This is a genomic window from Streptomyces sp. CB02261 (genome assembly GCF_001905665.1).
Taxonomy (GTDB): domain Bacteria; phylum Actinomycetota; class Actinomycetes; order Streptomycetales; family Streptomycetaceae; genus Streptomyces.
This window is the reverse complement of record NZ_LIVX01000007.1, coordinates 24,971-38,956: the sequence shown is the minus strand read 5'-3', so window position 1 is coordinate 38,956 and position 13,986 is coordinate 24,971. Positions and strand designations below refer to the sequence as shown.

Below are 13,986 nucleotides of genomic sequence, written 5' to 3'. Positions count from 1 at the left end.
TTGTCCGGCCCGGCTGCACGGCCCCGTGGTCAGGCCGCGTCCAGGCTGCGGCGCATCCGCTGAAGTCCCCGGCGGGCGTGGCTCTTGACCGTGCCCAGGGGCATTCCGGTGCGGTCGGCGATCTGCACCTGTGTCAGGTCGCCGAAGAACGCGAGGGTCAGCACGTCGCGCTGGACCCGGGGCAGGCGCGCCAGTTCGCGGGTGACCACGAGCCGGTCGAGGACGTGCTCGGGCCCCTCGCGGGTCTCGGGGAAGGGCGTGAGGGCCGCGCCCGCGGCGGCGACGAGGTCCAGTCGGCGGGTCCGTGCGGTGAGCGCGTCCGCGATCTTCCGCCGGGTGATGCCGACGAGCCAGGCGGGCACGGGGCCGCGCTCCGGGTGGTATCCGGCCCTGCCCCGCCAGGCGGCGAGGAAGACCTGCTGGGTGACGTCCTCGGCCTCGCGGGGGTCGCCGAGCGCGCGGGCCGCGAGGGTGTGGACGAGCCGGGCCCAGCGTCGGTGGGCGACGGCGAGACAGCGCTCGTCGCCCCGGACGAGCCCCCGGCCGATCTCCTCGTCGGAGAGCGCGTCGGGCAGGACGGGGACGGCGGCGGTGCTGACGGCCGCGGTCGTGGGCGCGGTCATGGTCATGGTCGCGGTCATGGCGGTCCTCCTCCTCCCGGGGCTCCGTGCTCCCGGCTCCCTCAGCGTCCGGCCATCGGGGGGAGTGACTCAACTCGCATCGTTTGTGCGTCGTATTGGTGCGGCAGCCCGCTCCGGGGTGTCCTCAGTCCCTGCCCCTGGCCTGCCGGAACCGGCTCAGTCCCTCGGCGAGGTCGACGATCGGTTCCGGGTAGTCGTACGCGGCCCGGTCCAGGCCCTTCAGCCGCCAGGGCTCGTGGATCAGGGGCCCCGCCAGGTTCGCCAGCTCCGGCACCCAGCGCCGGACGTAGGCGCCGGAGGGGTCGTACCGCTTGCCCTGGAGGACGGGGTTGAGGACCCGGTGCGGCCGGGTGTCCGTCCCCGTCCCCGCCACCCACTGCCAGTTCATCTGGTTGTTCGCGATGTCGCCGTCCACGAGGAGGGCGAGGAAGTGCCGGGCCCCCTCGCGCCAGTCGAGGTAGAGCGTCTTGGCGAGGAAGGAGGCGGCGAGCAGCCGGCCCCGGTTGTGCATCCAGCCCTCGTGGGCGAGCTGCCGCAGGGCCGCGTCCACGACGGGGTAGCCGGTCCGGCCCTCCCGCCAGGCCTTCAGGTCCGCCTCGGCCTCCTCGCCGCGCCGCCAGTTGTCGTGCCGGGGCCGGTAGTCCTCGACGGCGCTCCTCGGCCGCGCGGCGAGCACCTGCTGGTGGAAGTCCCGCCAGCACAGTTGCCGGACGAAGGCCTCGGCGCCCGCGCCGCCCCGGGCCCGCGCCCGGTGCACGGCCTCGGTCGCCGAGACCGCGCCGAAGTGGAGGTACGGGGAGAGGCGGGAGGTCGCGTCGCCCGCGAGGTCGTCGTGGATCTCCTCGTAGGTGTCGGCGTGCCGGGACAGCCAGGCCACGAGCCTCCGGCGTCCCTCGGTCTCCCCGCCCGTGGCGAGCCCCTCGGAGACGTCCGCCAGGGAGGCGCGGTCCGGCAGCGGCTCGGAGCGCAGTCCCGCCGGCACCGGCACCTTCCGGGGGGCGGTGAGGGGGGTGCGGAGCGGCTCGGCGACCCAGCGCCTGAGGTACGGGGTGAAGACCGCGAAGTGGTCGGAGCCCTGGGGGGTGATGTCGCCGGGCGGCACGACCGTGGTCACGGCGTCGTGCACGTAGAGCCGGCGCCCGTCGGACTCCAGGGCCCGTCGCAGCCGCGCCTCCCGGGCGCGGGCGAAGGCGGAGTGGCCGGCGGCCATGTGGACCTCGTCGGCGTCGGCCTGCCGCACCACTCCGCACACCTCGGTCACGGTGTCGCCGGTGCGCACGACGAGCCGGCCGCCGCGTTCCCCGAGCCGGGCGTCGAGGTCGGCGAGGCAGTCGGCGAGGAAGGCGAGCCGGTTGGGTGCCGCGAAGCCGGCCCGGTCCACGGCGGGGTCACGGACGAACAGCGGTACGACCTCGGCAGCCGCGTCGACCGCCGCGCGGAGCGGTGGATGGTCGTGGACGCGGAGGTCGGCGGTGAAGAGGACGACGGAGACGGTCATGGGGCCCCTCCCGGAGGGGGTCGGTCGCCGGACGGGCCGTGAGGCCGGACGTGCGACGGGCTGCTGTGTGGATGTGCCGCCCCCCTTTCCCGTGGCGCCGACTCACGGATGCGGCGGCCCGGCCGCACCCGTGGACGGCCCTCCGCCGGAGGGACCCGCCGCCCCCTCGGACGGACCCGCTTCTCCCCGGGCCGGCCCCGCCGTCCCCTCGGCGGAGAGTCCCCCGGCCGGCCCGGCCGAAGCCGCCTCCCTCTTCTCCGCCGTCCGCGCGATGTTCCGGGCCATGCCGCCGAACACGACCGCGTGGAACGGCGAAACGCTCCACCAGTACGCCTGGCCCGCGAGCCCGCGCGGATGGAACAGGGCCCGCTGGTGGTACCGGGTGCGTCCCTCGTCGTCCCGTTCGGCGCGCATCTCCAGCCAGGCGAGCCCGGGCAGCCGCATCTCGGCGCGGAGCCGCAGCAGCCTGCCGGGCTCGATCTCCTCGACCCGCCAGAAGTCGAGCGCGTCACCGACCCGGAGCCGCTGGGCGTCGCGGCGGCCCCGGCGCAGCCCGACGCCGCCGGCGAGCCGGTCGAACCAGCCGCGTACGGCCCAGGCCAGCGGGAAGGAGTACCAGCCGTTCTCGCCGCCGATCCCCTCGATGACCCGCCAGAGGGCCTGTTGCCCGGCGTCGACGGTCCGTTCGCGTTCGTCGGTGTAGAGGCTTCCGCCCGCCCAGTCGGGGTCCGTCGGCAGGGGGTCGCTGGGGGCTCCGGCGAGCGAGGCGGAGCTCCACCGGGTGGTGACCCGGGCCTCCTGGACCCGTTGGAGGGCGAGGGTGAGGGCCTCGTCGAAGGAGATGGGGGTGCCGGGCGGGTCGGGCACGTGGTCGGCGATGTCGTGCTCGGCGCAGACCACCTCGTACCGGAGCGACTCGGCGAGCGGGCGGGCCAGGGAGGCGGGGACGGGGGTGACGAGGCCGATCCAGTGGCTGGACAGGCGCGGGGTGAGCATGGGGACGGGCAGGATGAGCCGTCGGCGCAGTCCGGCGACCTCCGCGTAGCGGATCATCATGTCGTGGTACGTGAGGATGTCCGGGCCGCCGATGTCGAAGGCGCGGTTGACGTCCTCCGGCATGCGGGCGCTGCCGACGAGGTAGCGCAGGACGTCGCGGACGGCGATGGGCTGGACGCGGGTGCCGACCCAGCTGGGCGTCACCATCACGGGGAGCCGTTCGGTGAGGTAGCGGAGCATCTCGAAGGAGGCGGAGCCGGAGCCGATGACGACGGCGGCCCGCAGCACGGTCGTGGGGACGCCGGAGTCGAGCAGGATGCGGCCGACCTCGGCCCGGGACCGCAGGTGCGTGGAGAGTTCCCGCTCGGGGATGTCCGCCGGGGTGAGTCCGCCCAGGTAGACGATGCGCCGGACCCCGGCGGCGCGGGCCTCGTCGGCGAAGGTGCGGGCGGCGCGCCGGTCGGTCTCCTCGAAGCCGTGCCCGGCGCCCATGGAGTGCACCAGGTAGTAGGCGACCTCCACGTCGCGGAAGGCGTCCCGCAGTCCGGCGGCGTCGGTGACGTCTCCCCGTACCACCTCGACCCGGTCCGCCCAGGGATGGTCGCGGAGGTTGGCGGGGGTGCGTGCGAGGCAGCGGACGCGGTATCCGGCGTCGAGCAGTTCGGGGACGAGCCGGCCTCCGATGTAGCCGCCGGCGCCGGTCACGAGGCAGAGCGCGCGATCGGACGCGTCCCGCGGGTGCGTCGCCATGGTGTGTACTCCGTTCCGTCGGGGGCGTCACGACGCCAGGGGAAGGGGCCGCCCCTGATGATCCTTCCCCGTCGACGGCTCGGGCGGATGCGTGGGAGCGATGTCTATAGGCTGAACGCGTGGCCCGCAACGAAGACCGAGACGTCCCCGCCGCCCCCGTAGGCCCCCCGGGTGACCTGCAGAGCTTCGCCGTGGCGCTGCGACGGACGCAGGGCGAGATCAATCGCCTGGTGCACGGTTTCGCGCAGGCGCAGGGGCTGCATCCCACGGACGTGCAGGCGCTGGCCGTCGTCCTGGACAGCCCCGAACCGCTGACGCCGGGGCGGCTGCGCGAGCACCTCGGGCTCACGTCGGGAGCGGTCACGGCCTGTCTCGACCGTCTCGAGAAGGCGGGGCACATCCGCAGGACCCGGGAGAGCGCGGACCGCCGTGTCGTCCACGTGCGGTACGAGGACGGGGCCAGGGCCGCGGCCCGGCGGTACTTCCTGCCGCTCGCGGAGGCGGCGGAGCGGGCACGGGAGCAGTTCGATCCGGCCGAACTGTCGGCGGCCCTGCGCTTCCTGAACGCGCTGAACGACGAGCTGGGGGCGCTGCGCGTACCGCGCCGCTGAAGCCGCGTACGCGAATCCGGCCGTCGTCCCCATCCGTCCGTCGGCGCATGTGCCCGTCGGCGCGTGTGCCCGTATGCGCATCCGTCCGGCGGTCACGAACCGAAGGGGTCGTCGAGAGCCGAGCCTGGAGCATGATAGAAACTCTCTCAATCATTGAGATAGTTAATGATCGAGATACAGTACGGAGCCCCCGATGCCGCCCAGCGCCCTGCGCAGGACCCGACTTCTGCTACCCCTGACGCTGCTCATCGCCTGGCTCGCCGTGGGCGGCGGGCTCGGCCCCTTCGCCGGACGCCTCGGCGAGGTCGCCACCAACGACCAGGCTGCCTTCCTGCCCCGCAGCGCCGAGTCCACACGCGTCGTCGAGGAGCAGAAGGCCTTCCGCCGGGCCGAGAGCGTGCCCGCCATCGTGGTGTGGACCGCGCGGGACGGCGGGCCGCTGGCCGCCGACGCGGCCCCCGCGGCGACCCGGGCGCTCGCCACCCTCGCCGGCGGCGAGGGCATCGCGGGCCCGCCCTCCCCCGCCCTGCCGTCCGAGGACGGCGAGGCGCTGCGCGCGGTCGTCGCCCTGCAGCCGGACCTCGGCGACGAGCTGCCGACGACGCTCGACTCCGTCCGGAAGGCGGCGGCCACGGTCCCGGGGACGACCGTCTCCCTCGCCGGTCCCGCCGCCACCCAGGCCGATCTCTCCGGCGCCTTCTCCGGGATCGACGGCCTGCTCCTCGGCGTCGCCCTGATCGCGGTGCTCCTCATCCTGCTGGTCGTCTACCGCAGCGTCCTGCTCCCGCTGATGATCATCCTGGGGGCGGTCTTCGCCCTCGGCCTCGCCTGTGCCGTCGTGTACGTGCTCGCCGACGCCGGTGTGGTCAGGGTCGACGGCCAGGTCCAGGGCATCCTGTCCATCCTGGTGATCGGTGCCGCTACCGACTACGCGCTGCTCCTGGCCGCCCGCTACCGCGAGGAGCTCACCGCCCCCGGCGCCGACCGCTTCGCCGCGATGAACCGGGCCCTGCGCCGCTCCTTCGAACCCATCGTCGCCAGCGCCGCCACCGTCGCCCTCGGCCTGCTCGCCCTGTTCGTGAGCGACCTGTCCAACAACCGGGCGCTCGGCCCCGTCGGCGCCATCGGCATCGTCTGCGCCGTCCTCAGCGCCCTCACCTTCCTGCCGGCGGCCCTGGTCCTCACGGGCCGCGCCGCGTACTGGCCGGCCCGCCCCAGGACCGCCCCGGCAGGCACCGACTCCGAGCGCACCGGCGGTTCCGCCGAGACCGACGGCCACCCCGTCTGGCACAAGATCGCCGCGCTCGTCGACCGCGCTCCCCGCAAGGTCTGGGCGGTCACCCTCGCCGGGCTCCTGGCCTGCGCCGCCTTCGCTCCCGCCCTGAACTCCCGCGGCGTGCCCTTCGACGAGATCTTCGTGAACGACGCGCCCTCCGTCGCCGCCCAGGAGACCCTCGGCCGCCACTTCCCCGGCGGCGCCGGCAACCCCGCGGTGATCATCACCGACGCCGGGGCGGTCGCGAAGGTCGTCGCCGCCGCCGAGGACGTCGACGGCGTCGACTCCGCCCTCCCGGTGAACGCCGCGGGCCGCCCCGCGCCCGGCGCGCCGCTGGTCGTCGACGGCAGGGTCCGCGTCGACGCCACCCTCACGGCCGCCGCCGACAGCGACGCCGCACGCGAGACGCTCGCCCGGCTCCGTACCGCCGTCCACGCCGTACCGGAGGCGAACGCCCTGGTCGGCGGCTCCACCGCCCAGCAGTACGACACCCAGCGCACGGCCGCCCGGGACCGGACGATCATCGTGCCGGTGGTCCTGGCGATCATCCTGCTGATCCTGGTGGCGCTGCTGCGCTCGCTCGTGCTGCCGGTGCTCCTCGTCGCCACCGTGGCCCTCAACTTCGCCGCCACGCTGGGCGTCTCGGCGCTGGTGTTCGAGCACGTCTTCGGCTTCACCGGCACGGACGCCTCCGTCCCGCTGTACGGCTTCGTCTTCCTCGTCGCGCTCGGCGTCGACTACAACATCTTCCTGATGTCACGGGTCCGTGAGGAGTCGCTGCGCCACGGGGTGCGCGAGGGCGTCCGCATCGGTCTGACCGCCACCGGCGGTGTGATCACCTCGGCGGGCGTGGTGCTCGCCGCGACCTTCGCCGCCCTCGGGGTGATCCCGCTGGCCTTCCTCGTGCAGATCGCCTTCATCGTCGCCTTCGGCGTCCTGCTCGACACGCTGGTGGTCCGCTCGCTCCTCGTCCCGGCACTGGTCCGGGACCTCGGCCCGGTCGCGTGGTGGCCCGGTGCGCTGAGCCGCCGCACCGAGGACCGGAGCCGTACCGACCAATCCGCTCCCGCCGCCGCTCCGAAGTAGGGGCGCATCCCAGGACACGCAGGAGGGCACATCCGGTGAGAGAGCACGCGACGGTCGGCGGAGGTCCGGCCCCGGACCCGGGCGCAGCCGGTCTGCCCGAACTGATGGTCCAGGTCGCCCGGGGGGATCAGGAGGCCTTCGCGGCCGTCTTCGACCAGGTCTCCGGCCCCGTCCTCGGCGTGGTCCGCTCCGTGGTGCGGGACCCCGCCCAGTCCGAGGAGGTGACCCAGGAGGTGATGGTCGACCTCTGGCGGTCCGCCGCGCGCTACCGGCCCGACCGCGGCTCCGTCCTGAACTGGGCGCTCACCCTCGCCCACCGGCGGGCGGTGGACCGGGTCCGCTCCGAGCAGGCTTCCTCGGACCGGGCCCGGCGGGTCGCACTCCTGGAGCACACGCCCGCGTACGACGAGGTGACCGAGGAGGTGGAGAACCGGCTCGACCGCGAGCGGGTACGGCGCTGCCTCCGGGGCCTCACGGAACGCCAGCGGCAGTCCGTGACCCTCGCCTACTACCGGGGACTGACCTACCGCGAGGTCGCCGAGCTCCTCTCACTGCCGCTCGGCACCGTGAAGACACGGATGCGCGACGGTCTCATCCGGCTGCGCGACTGCCTGGGGGTGACGGCATGACCGGCGGTGACCTGCACACGCTGACCGGCGCGTACGTCCTGGACGCGCTGGACACGGACGGGGAGCGCGAGGCGGTCGAACGGCACCTCGCCCACTGCGCCGCGTGCGCCCACGAGGTCCGCGAACTCTCGGAGACGGCGGCCCGGCTCGGCCTGGCCGTCGCCGAGCCGGTCGCCCCCGCGCTGCGCGCCGAGGTGCTGCGCCGGATCGCGGGCGTCCGCCAACTGCCGCCGGTGACCGTGCCGTCCGGCCGCGCGCTCGGGCGTGGACGCGGGCTGCGCCGGCTGCCCCGCTGGACGCTGGCCGCCTCGGTCGCCGGGGTGGTGGCGCTGGCCGGTGTCGCGGGCGTCCAGTACCAGCGGGCCGAGGAGGCCGACCGGCGCGCGGACCGTGCCGAGGCCGGCGCGACCGCCGTCGCGGCGGTGCTCGCGGCGCCCGACGCCCGGGTCTCCACCGCCCGGCTCGCGGACGGCGCCGTGGGGACGCTCGTCCACGCCCCGTCCCTGGACCGGGCGGTGTTCGCCGCCGCGGGGATGCCGGCCCCGCCGGCCGGCAAGGTCTACCAGCTCTGGTACGACGACGCCGGGACCATGCGGTCGGCCGGCCTGATGGCCTCGGGTACGAGGTCGTCGACGACCCTCCTGGAGGGGCCGGCGAACCGGTCGGCAGGCATCGGCATCACCGTGGAGCCCGAGGGCGGTTCGGACCGCCCGACCTCGGCGCCGGTCGCCACGATGGCCATGCCGAAGGTCTGAGTCCACGCCGTGGGGCCACGACGGTGGCCTCACGGCGTGCCGGGGCGCGAACCCCGGGTCGCTGCCCGGAACGTCACAACCGCGCACCCGAAGTCCCCTCCTGTGCACGGGACACAGCTCGCCGCCGTACCGTCTGGTGTCGGCATACCAGCGCACCGAGGGAAAGAGAGACGGCATGAGCGGAGTGGCACGACGGACGGTGGTCGCGGCGGCGGGCAGCGCGGGCCTGGCGGCGGCGCTCGCCGCCTGCGGGGGCGGCACCGACGACAAGAACACGACGCCGGAGGGCACGGAGGGCGCCACCCTGGCGCGGACGGGGGACATCCCGGTGGGCGGCGGAAAGATCTTCGCCGACAAGGGCCTGGTGATCACCCAGCCCAAGGCCGGTGAGTTCAAGGCCTTCTCCTCCAAGTGCACCCACCGGGGCTGCGCCGTGAGCAGTGTCAGGGACGGGGTCATCGTCTGCCCGTGCCACCAGAGCCACTTCGACATGTCGGACGGCAGCGTGAAGTCCGGTCCGGCGACCGCGCCGCTGCCGCCGGAGCCGATCCAGGTGGTCGGCGACGAGATCAGCTTCGGCTGACGGCGCTTCCGGCGGGCCGGGGGCGCCTGGGGAGCTTCCAGCACCCCAGCACCTCGTCGGTCGTGGTGATCGTGGCGACGAGCGCGAGGGTGTGACGGATCATCGCGGGGGTGTAGTCGGCCGGCACCCCCGCGATGGCGTCGGCGGGGACGACGACCGTGTAGCCGAGGTTGACGGCGTCGAAGACCGCGTTGGGCACGGCCACGTTGGCGGAGACTCCGGTGACGATCAGCGTCCGGCAGCCGAGGTTGCGGAGCAGCGGGTCGACATCGGTCCCGGCGAGCGGCGAGAGCCCGTGGAGGCGCCGCACGACGAGGTCCTCGTCCGCGACCTGGATCGGTTCGGCGATCCGTACCGCCTTACTGCCGGAGTGCTGCTGTACGGGCAGCCGGGCGGCGGCCCGGAACAGCCGGGCGTTGCTGTTGGCGCCCCGCCCGTCGGGGCGCCGCTCCGCGACGGCGTGGATCACCTGGACGTCCACCTCGTGCGCGGCGGCCACGAGCCGGGCGACGTTCCACAGGGCGCCCGACGCGCGGGCGACGGCGGCCAGTTCGGGCAGCGCGCTGTCGGGGCCCACGACTCCCTGCTGGCACTCGACGGTGAGCAGCACGACTCCGCCGTCCGGCCGGATCCGCTCCGCGAGCCGCTCCCCCGCGTCCCGACCCCGGCCCTGAGCTTGACCCTGCGCCTGACCCTGCCCGCGAACCTGCTCCTGCCCCATGGTTCCTCCCCTTGCACCGGCGCGACGTGACCCCCATGCTTTCTGACGTCTCATCAGAACGCCAGAAGGGTGCGGCCGATGACCGTCACACAGCGCCGTGGACGCCGGATCATGATGACCCCGGCCGAGCTCGACTCCTTCCTCGCCGAACAGCGCACCTGCCGGGTCGCGACCGTCTCCGCCGACGGCCGCCCGCATGTGAGCGCGCTCTGGTTCGCCTGGGACGGCTCCTCGCTGTGGCTGTACTCGCTGACGCGCAGCCGCCGCTGGGCCGAGCTGCGCGCCGACCCGAGGGTCGCCGTCGTGGTGGACGACGGCGAGGAGTACGGCGAACTGCGCGGCGTCGAGCTGTCGGGCACGGTCGACTTCGTCGGCGAGGCCCCGCGCATCGGGGAGCCGTGCCCCGAACTCGACGTGCCGGAACAGCTCTTCGCCGCCAAGAACTTCGGTCTGGACGCGATGCCCCACGACGGCCGGCACGCCTGGATGCGGCTGACCCCGGACGCCGTGGCCTCCTGGGACTTCCGCAAGCTCGCCGCTCCCTGAGCGGCGGCCCCGCCAGGCCGTGAGCGGGTACGGACGTCAGCCGGCCAGCGGCTCGGCCGCCGCCCGCAACGCCCCGACGACCGCCCGTACGGAGGGCCGGCGGCCCGCGTCGGCGCGCCAGGTGGCGTAGATGTGGCGCCGGACCGGCTGGCGTACGGGCACGAACACCACCCCGTCCGGCACCGGGCGGCCGAGCCGGGGCGTCACGCACACCCCGAGCCCGGCGGCGACGAGCGCCAGCTGGGTGTGGTGCTCCCCCGCGAGATGTCCGATGCGCGGTTCGATGCCCTGCGAGCGCAGGGTGAACATCAACCAGTCGTGGCAGAACTCGCCCTCGGGCCAGGACACCCACTCCTCGTCTGCGAAGTCCACCAGGTCCACCGCCTCCCGTCCCGCCAACGGGTGCCCGGCGGGCAGGGCCACGTCGGCGGTGTCGTCGAGGAGATGGGCCCGTTCGAGCCCGCCCGGCACGGGCGCGCGCTTGTTGCTCCAGTCCAGGACGAGCGCGAGGTCCGCGTCGCCGCGCAGCACCGCGCGGACGCCCTGCTCGGGCTCCCGCTCCGTCGTGCGCACCCGGAGTTCCGGGTGCTCCTCCTTCAGCGCTGCGAGCGCGGCGGGGAACAGGCCCCGGGCCGCCGTCGGGAAGGCGGCGGCCAGCACCTCGCCCACCACCTGGCCGCGCTGGGCCTCGATGTCGGCCTGCGCCATCTGGACCTGGGAGAGGATCCGGGACGCGTGCTCGGCGAGCAGCAGCCCGGCGTCGGTCAGCTTCACGCCCCGGCCGTTCTTGGCGAGCAGCTGCTGGCCCACCTCCCGCTCCAGCTTGGAGAGCTGCTGGGAGACGGCCGACGTGGTGACGTGCAGCCCGTCGGCCGCGCCACTGACCGAACCGTGCCGGGCGACGGCGTCGAGGGTGCGGAGGCGCTCCAGGTTCAACATGTAAGCAATCCTAAGGGAAGGGGTCGAGTAATTCTCGCTTGTTCTACGAGATCGCGCCCGTCACCCTGAGTGCATGAGCCCCGCAGCCCCGTCCTCCTCGCCCCCCGCCCTCCCCTCTCGCCTCCTCGACTGGCGCGTCCGCTTCGGCGTGCTGGCCCTGATCTGGGGCTTCAGCTTCCTCTTCATCAAGGTCGGAACGGAGGGCTTCGCGCCCTTCCAGGTGACCTTCGGCCGGCTCCTGTTCGGTACGGCGGTGCTCGCCGTCGCCCTGGTGGTGAAGCGCGACCGGCTGCCGCGCGGCGCCCGCGTCTGGGGGCATCTGACGGTGGCGGCCTTCCTCCTCAACGCGCTGCCGTTCTCCCTCTTCTCGTACGCGGAGCTGACGATCCCGTCGACCCTGGCCGGCATCTGCAATGCGACGACCCCCCTGTGGGGCATGCTGCTCTCCCTCGTCGCGCTCTCGGAGGACCGCCCGACCCGGGTCCGCGCCGCCGGTCTGGGCATCGGATTCGTGGGGGTGCTCACGGTCCTCGGCGCGTGGCAGGGCTTCTCCGGCCTCGACGTGACGGGCACCTCGCTGGCCCTGCTGGCGTCCTTCAGCTACGCGGTCGGCTGGATCTACGTCCGCAGGACACTGACCGGCACCGGCGCCACGAACCTCTCCCTCGCCGGCTCCCAGGTGGGACTCGCCACCCTGCAACTCGCGGTGGTCACCCCGCTGTTCACCTCGATGCCGGAGTCGGTGGAAGTGGTGCCGCTGCTCGCCGTGATCGCCCTCGGCGCGCTCGGCACGGGGTACGCGATGCTGCTCCAGTACGGCCTGGTCGCGGAGATCGGCCCGACGACGGCCGCCATGGTCACGTACTTCATCCCGGTCATCGCGACGGCGGCGGGCGTGGCCCTCCTGGACGAGTACCTGAGCTGGAACACCCCGGTCGGCGCCGTCGTCGTCCTGGCAGGCGCGGCCCTCACCCAGACCCGCCGCCCCACCCACCGCCGCACACCCCCACCACAGCCCCTGACCCCGGCCGCACCTGCCGCACCTGCCGCCCCTGCCGCCCCTGCCGCACGGCAACCCGCGACCCGCAGCTGACCCCGCTCAGGACCCGGCGCCTGCCAGGACATGATCGCCCTGGGGAAGCCCGCCAGGGCGACGGCCGCGTGGTCGCCACGGCTGATCGAGGTGAGGTCCAGTGGCTCGCCCGGAACCCACGTCATGATGGTCCAAGGCTTCGGGAAGCGCGCGGACGGTTCACCGGCCCGTACGGGATGCGGGACCGGGAGCGGCAGGCGCGGGGCCAGGACGGGCAGCCACCGGCGCTCCTCGCGCTGGAGGTCCGGAGCCTGTTCCGTGCGCGGCATGCGCACGGCCAACTCGTCTCCGAGGCGCCACATCTGATCGTCCCACCCGCCCGCCACCTCCCGGATGGCCGGCCCCGCGAGGTCCGGGTGCCGCTCCAGCACCAGGTCATGGACCAGGTCGGCGGTGATCTCGATCTCGGTCGTCATACGGGGGGCACGGTACGGGCACGGGCGGCGCCCGCCTGGGACGCCCACCGTCACGCGGCACGGGCCCAACGCGGCAAGGGCACCCGCACAGGCCCGGCTCCGCTCACCCGTAACTCCGCGCCACCACCGGCCCCACCGCCCCCGCCACCACCGCCGCCAGCTCCCCCACCTCCGTCACGGCGAGCCCGGAGACGGTCACCCGGACCGCCGGCCCCGCGTCCATGCGGAAGCGGGCGCCCGGCGCCACCGCCCAGCCCGCCGCGAGGAGCCGCGCCACCGCGCCCGTCTCGTCGGCGACCGGGATCCACACGTTCATGCCGCCGCGCCCATGGGCCTCCACGCCCCGCCGGGCCAGCGCCCGGACGAGTCCGTCACGCCGCTTCCCGTACGAGCGCGCCACGACGGCGGGGTCGACCGCCTCCGTGGCCCAGAGGTACGCGACCGTCCCCTGGAGCAGGCGACTGACCCAGCCGGGGCCGAGCCGCTGCCGCCCCAGCACCCGGTCGACGGTCTCGGCGTCACCGGTGAAGGCGGCGATCCGCAGGTCGGGCCCGTACGCCTTGGCGACGGAACGGACCAGCACCCAGGGCCCGGCGCCACCGGCGAGGGGGTGGAGCGACTGCGCGACGATGCCGTGCCCGTGGTCGTCCTCGACGAGGAGGACGCCCGGGTGTCCGGCGAGGACCCGCCGCAGCTCCCGCGCCCGCCCCTCGGTGACGCACGCGCCGGTGGGGTTCTGCGCCCGGTCGGTCACGATCACCGCACGCGCCCCGTCGTGCCGGATCGCGCGCTCGACCTCCTCCGGCAGCGGCCCCTCGTCGTCGACCGCCATCGGCACGGGGCGCAGTCCGAGCGCGGGCACCAGGTCGAGGAGGCTCCCCCAGCCCGGATCCTCGACGGCGACGGCGTCGCCCGGCCGGAGGTGGACGGCGAGCACCCGCTCGATCGCGTCGAGGGAGCCCGAGGCGACGCCGACGGGCCCGTCCGGCACCCCGTCCGCGTCGAACGCGGCGCGCGCGAGCCGCCCGAACTCGGCGTCGACGGGCGCCTCTCCGTACATTCCGGGCCGTTCGGCGTACCGCCGCGCGACCTCCGCGAAGGCCTCCCCGAGGGGCGGCAGCAGGGCCGGGTCGGGGCTGCCGTCGCTCACGTCGCGGACCCCCTCGGGGGCCTCGACCCGGATCGAGCCGCGCGCGGTGGTGGCGGGGCGCGGGCGCACCCGACTGCCGCGCCGCCCGTCGGTCTCGATGACCCCGCGCTCCCGCAGGGTGCGGTAGGCGGCGGCGACGGTGTTCGGGTTCACCCCGAGCGTGGCAGCCAACTCCCGCATCGGCGGCAGAAGTTGGCCGGGCTGCAGGGCTCCCGCGCCGACCCCTCTCTCCACGCTGGCGGCGATGTCCGATGCGCGACGACCTTCGATCCGATACTCTCCTAGCACAAAAACCA

The 13,986-nt window shown here is 74.6% G+C and carries 13 protein-coding genes and 1 pseudogene; 7 read left to right on the top strand and 7 right to left on the bottom strand.

All coding sequences use genetic code 11. The annotated features are described in order from the left end of the window. Positions 1–29: 29 nt before the first annotated feature. From AMK29_RS22775 to AMK29_RS22765, 3 genes are all read right to left on the bottom strand, one after another. Positions 30–641: a sigma-70 family RNA polymerase sigma factor gene (locus AMK29_RS22775; protein ID WP_382618709.1), complete on the bottom strand. Its 612-nt coding sequence runs from the start codon at positions 639–641 to the stop codon at positions 30–32. Between the two features lie 124 nt (positions 642–765). After that, positions 766–2,139, bottom strand: coding sequence for a cryptochrome/photolyase family protein (locus AMK29_RS22770; RefSeq protein WP_073815980.1), 1,374 nt, complete (start codon positions 2,137–2,139; stop codon positions 766–768). A 102-nt stretch (positions 2,140–2,241) separates the two neighbouring features. Beyond that, complete coding sequence (locus tag AMK29_RS22765; RefSeq protein ID WP_073815978.1) at positions 2,242–3,885, bottom strand: SDR family oxidoreductase; 1,644 nt, start codon at positions 3,883–3,885, stop codon at positions 2,242–2,244. A gap of 119 nt (positions 3,886–4,004) precedes the next feature. Here AMK29_RS22765 and AMK29_RS22760 point away from each other — a divergent pair, with 119 nt between their 5' ends. The 5 genes from AMK29_RS22760 to AMK29_RS22740 all read left to right on the top strand — a co-directional run bounded on the left by AMK29_RS22760 (position 4,005) and on the right by AMK29_RS22740 (position 8,825). Then, the gene (locus AMK29_RS22760; RefSeq protein WP_073815976.1) at positions 4,005–4,496 is read left to right on the top strand and encodes a MarR family winged helix-turn-helix transcriptional regulator; all 492 of its coding nucleotides are present in this window, start codon (positions 4,005–4,007) and stop codon (positions 4,494–4,496) included. A gap of 193 nt (positions 4,497–4,689) precedes the next feature. After that, positions 4,690–6,858 (top strand): MMPL family transporter, encoded by a 2,169-nt coding sequence (locus AMK29_RS22755; RefSeq protein ID WP_073815974.1) that lies wholly within the window; start codon positions 4,690–4,692, stop codon positions 6,856–6,858. A gap of 104 nt (positions 6,859–6,962) precedes the next feature. Beyond that, positions 6,963–7,487 (top strand): ECF RNA polymerase sigma factor SigK, encoded by a 525-nt coding sequence (gene sigK / locus AMK29_RS22750; protein WP_107422686.1) that lies wholly within the window; start codon positions 6,963–6,965, stop codon positions 7,485–7,487. Then, positions 7,484–8,242, top strand: coding sequence for an anti-sigma factor (locus AMK29_RS22745; RefSeq protein ID WP_073815970.1), 759 nt, complete (start codon positions 7,484–7,486; stop codon positions 8,240–8,242). Before sigK ends, AMK29_RS22745 begins: the two co-directional genes overlap by 4 nt. A 175-nt stretch (positions 8,243–8,417) precedes the next feature. Next, entirely contained in the window at positions 8,418–8,825 is a 408-nt protein-coding gene (locus tag AMK29_RS22740) for a Rieske (2Fe-2S) protein (protein ID WP_073815968.1), read from the top strand. Here AMK29_RS22740 and AMK29_RS22735 read toward each other — a convergent pair. Beyond that, a complete protein-coding gene (locus tag AMK29_RS22735; RefSeq protein ID WP_073815966.1) occupies positions 8,812–9,546 on the bottom strand; it encodes a cysteine hydrolase family protein in 735 nt (244 codons plus the stop codon). The two genes, AMK29_RS22740 and AMK29_RS22735, sit on opposite strands and share 14 nt — an antisense overlap. Positions 9,547–9,624: 78 nt before the next feature. Here AMK29_RS22735 and AMK29_RS22730 point away from each other — a divergent pair, with 78 nt between their 5' ends. Then, positions 9,625–10,092 (top strand): pyridoxamine 5'-phosphate oxidase family protein, encoded by a 468-nt coding sequence (locus AMK29_RS22730; RefSeq protein ID WP_073815964.1) that lies wholly within the window; start codon positions 9,625–9,627, stop codon positions 10,090–10,092. A 36-nt stretch (positions 10,093–10,128) separates the two neighbouring features. Here the strand turns inward: AMK29_RS22730 and AMK29_RS22725 are convergent, their stop codons facing one another. Next, a complete protein-coding gene (locus tag AMK29_RS22725; protein WP_073815962.1) occupies positions 10,129–11,031 on the bottom strand; it encodes a LysR family transcriptional regulator in 903 nt (300 codons plus the stop codon). Between the two features lie 73 nt (positions 11,032–11,104). Here AMK29_RS22725 and AMK29_RS22720 point away from each other — a divergent pair, with 73 nt between their 5' ends. After that, the gene (locus AMK29_RS22720) at positions 11,105–12,124 is read left to right on the top strand and encodes a DMT family transporter (RefSeq protein ID WP_073815960.1); all 1,020 of its coding nucleotides are present in this window, start codon (positions 11,105–11,107) and stop codon (positions 12,122–12,124) included. 32 nt (positions 12,125–12,156) lie between these two features. On the opposite strand, the pseudogene AMK29_RS22715 reads toward AMK29_RS22720, so the two are convergent. Both AMK29_RS22715 and AMK29_RS22710 read right to left on the bottom strand, forming a co-directional pair. Continuing rightward, positions 12,157–12,540, bottom strand: a pseudogene (locus AMK29_RS22715) (phosphotransferase); the annotation flags it as partial. 103 nt (positions 12,541–12,643) lie between these two features. Beyond that, positions 12,644–13,978, bottom strand: coding sequence for an aminotransferase class I/II-fold pyridoxal phosphate-dependent enzyme (locus AMK29_RS22710; RefSeq protein ID WP_073815957.1), 1,335 nt, complete (start codon positions 13,976–13,978; stop codon positions 12,644–12,646). Positions 13,979–13,986: the final 8 nt, after the last annotated feature.

Excerpts from the sequence above, each read along its gene's own strand:
- AMK29_RS22775 (WP_382618709.1), bottom strand. The coding sequence starts at position 641 with ATGACCGCGACCATGACCATGACCGCGCCCACGACCGCGGCCGTCAGC.
- AMK29_RS22770 (WP_073815980.1), bottom strand. The coding sequence starts at position 2,139 with ATGACCGTCTCCGTCGTCCTCTTCACCGCCGACCTCCGCGTCCACGAC.
- AMK29_RS22765 (WP_073815978.1), bottom strand. The coding sequence starts at position 3,885 with ATGGCGACGCACCCGCGGGACGCGTCCGATCGCGCGCTCTGCCTCGTG.
- AMK29_RS22755 (WP_073815974.1), top strand. The coding sequence starts at position 4,690 with ATGCCGCCCAGCGCCCTGCGCAGGACCCGACTTCTGCTACCCCTGACG.
- sigK (WP_107422686.1), top strand. The coding sequence starts at position 6,963 with ATGGTCCAGGTCGCCCGGGGGGATCAGGAGGCCTTCGCGGCCGTCTTC.
- AMK29_RS22745 (WP_073815970.1), top strand. The coding sequence starts at position 7,484 with ATGACCGGCGGTGACCTGCACACGCTGACCGGCGCGTACGTCCTGGAC.
- AMK29_RS22740 (WP_073815968.1), top strand. The coding sequence starts at position 8,418 with ATGAGCGGAGTGGCACGACGGACGGTGGTCGCGGCGGCGGGCAGCGCG.
- AMK29_RS22735 (WP_073815966.1), bottom strand. The coding sequence starts at position 9,546 with ATGGGGCAGGAGCAGGTTCGCGGGCAGGGTCAGGCGCAGGGTCAAGCT.
- AMK29_RS22730 (WP_073815964.1), top strand. The coding sequence starts at position 9,625 with ATGACCGTCACACAGCGCCGTGGACGCCGGATCATGATGACCCCGGCC.
- AMK29_RS22725 (WP_073815962.1), bottom strand. The coding sequence starts at position 11,031 with ATGTTGAACCTGGAGCGCCTCCGCACCCTCGACGCCGTCGCCCGGCAC.
- AMK29_RS22720 (WP_073815960.1), top strand. The coding sequence starts at position 11,105 with ATGAGCCCCGCAGCCCCGTCCTCCTCGCCCCCCGCCCTCCCCTCTCGC.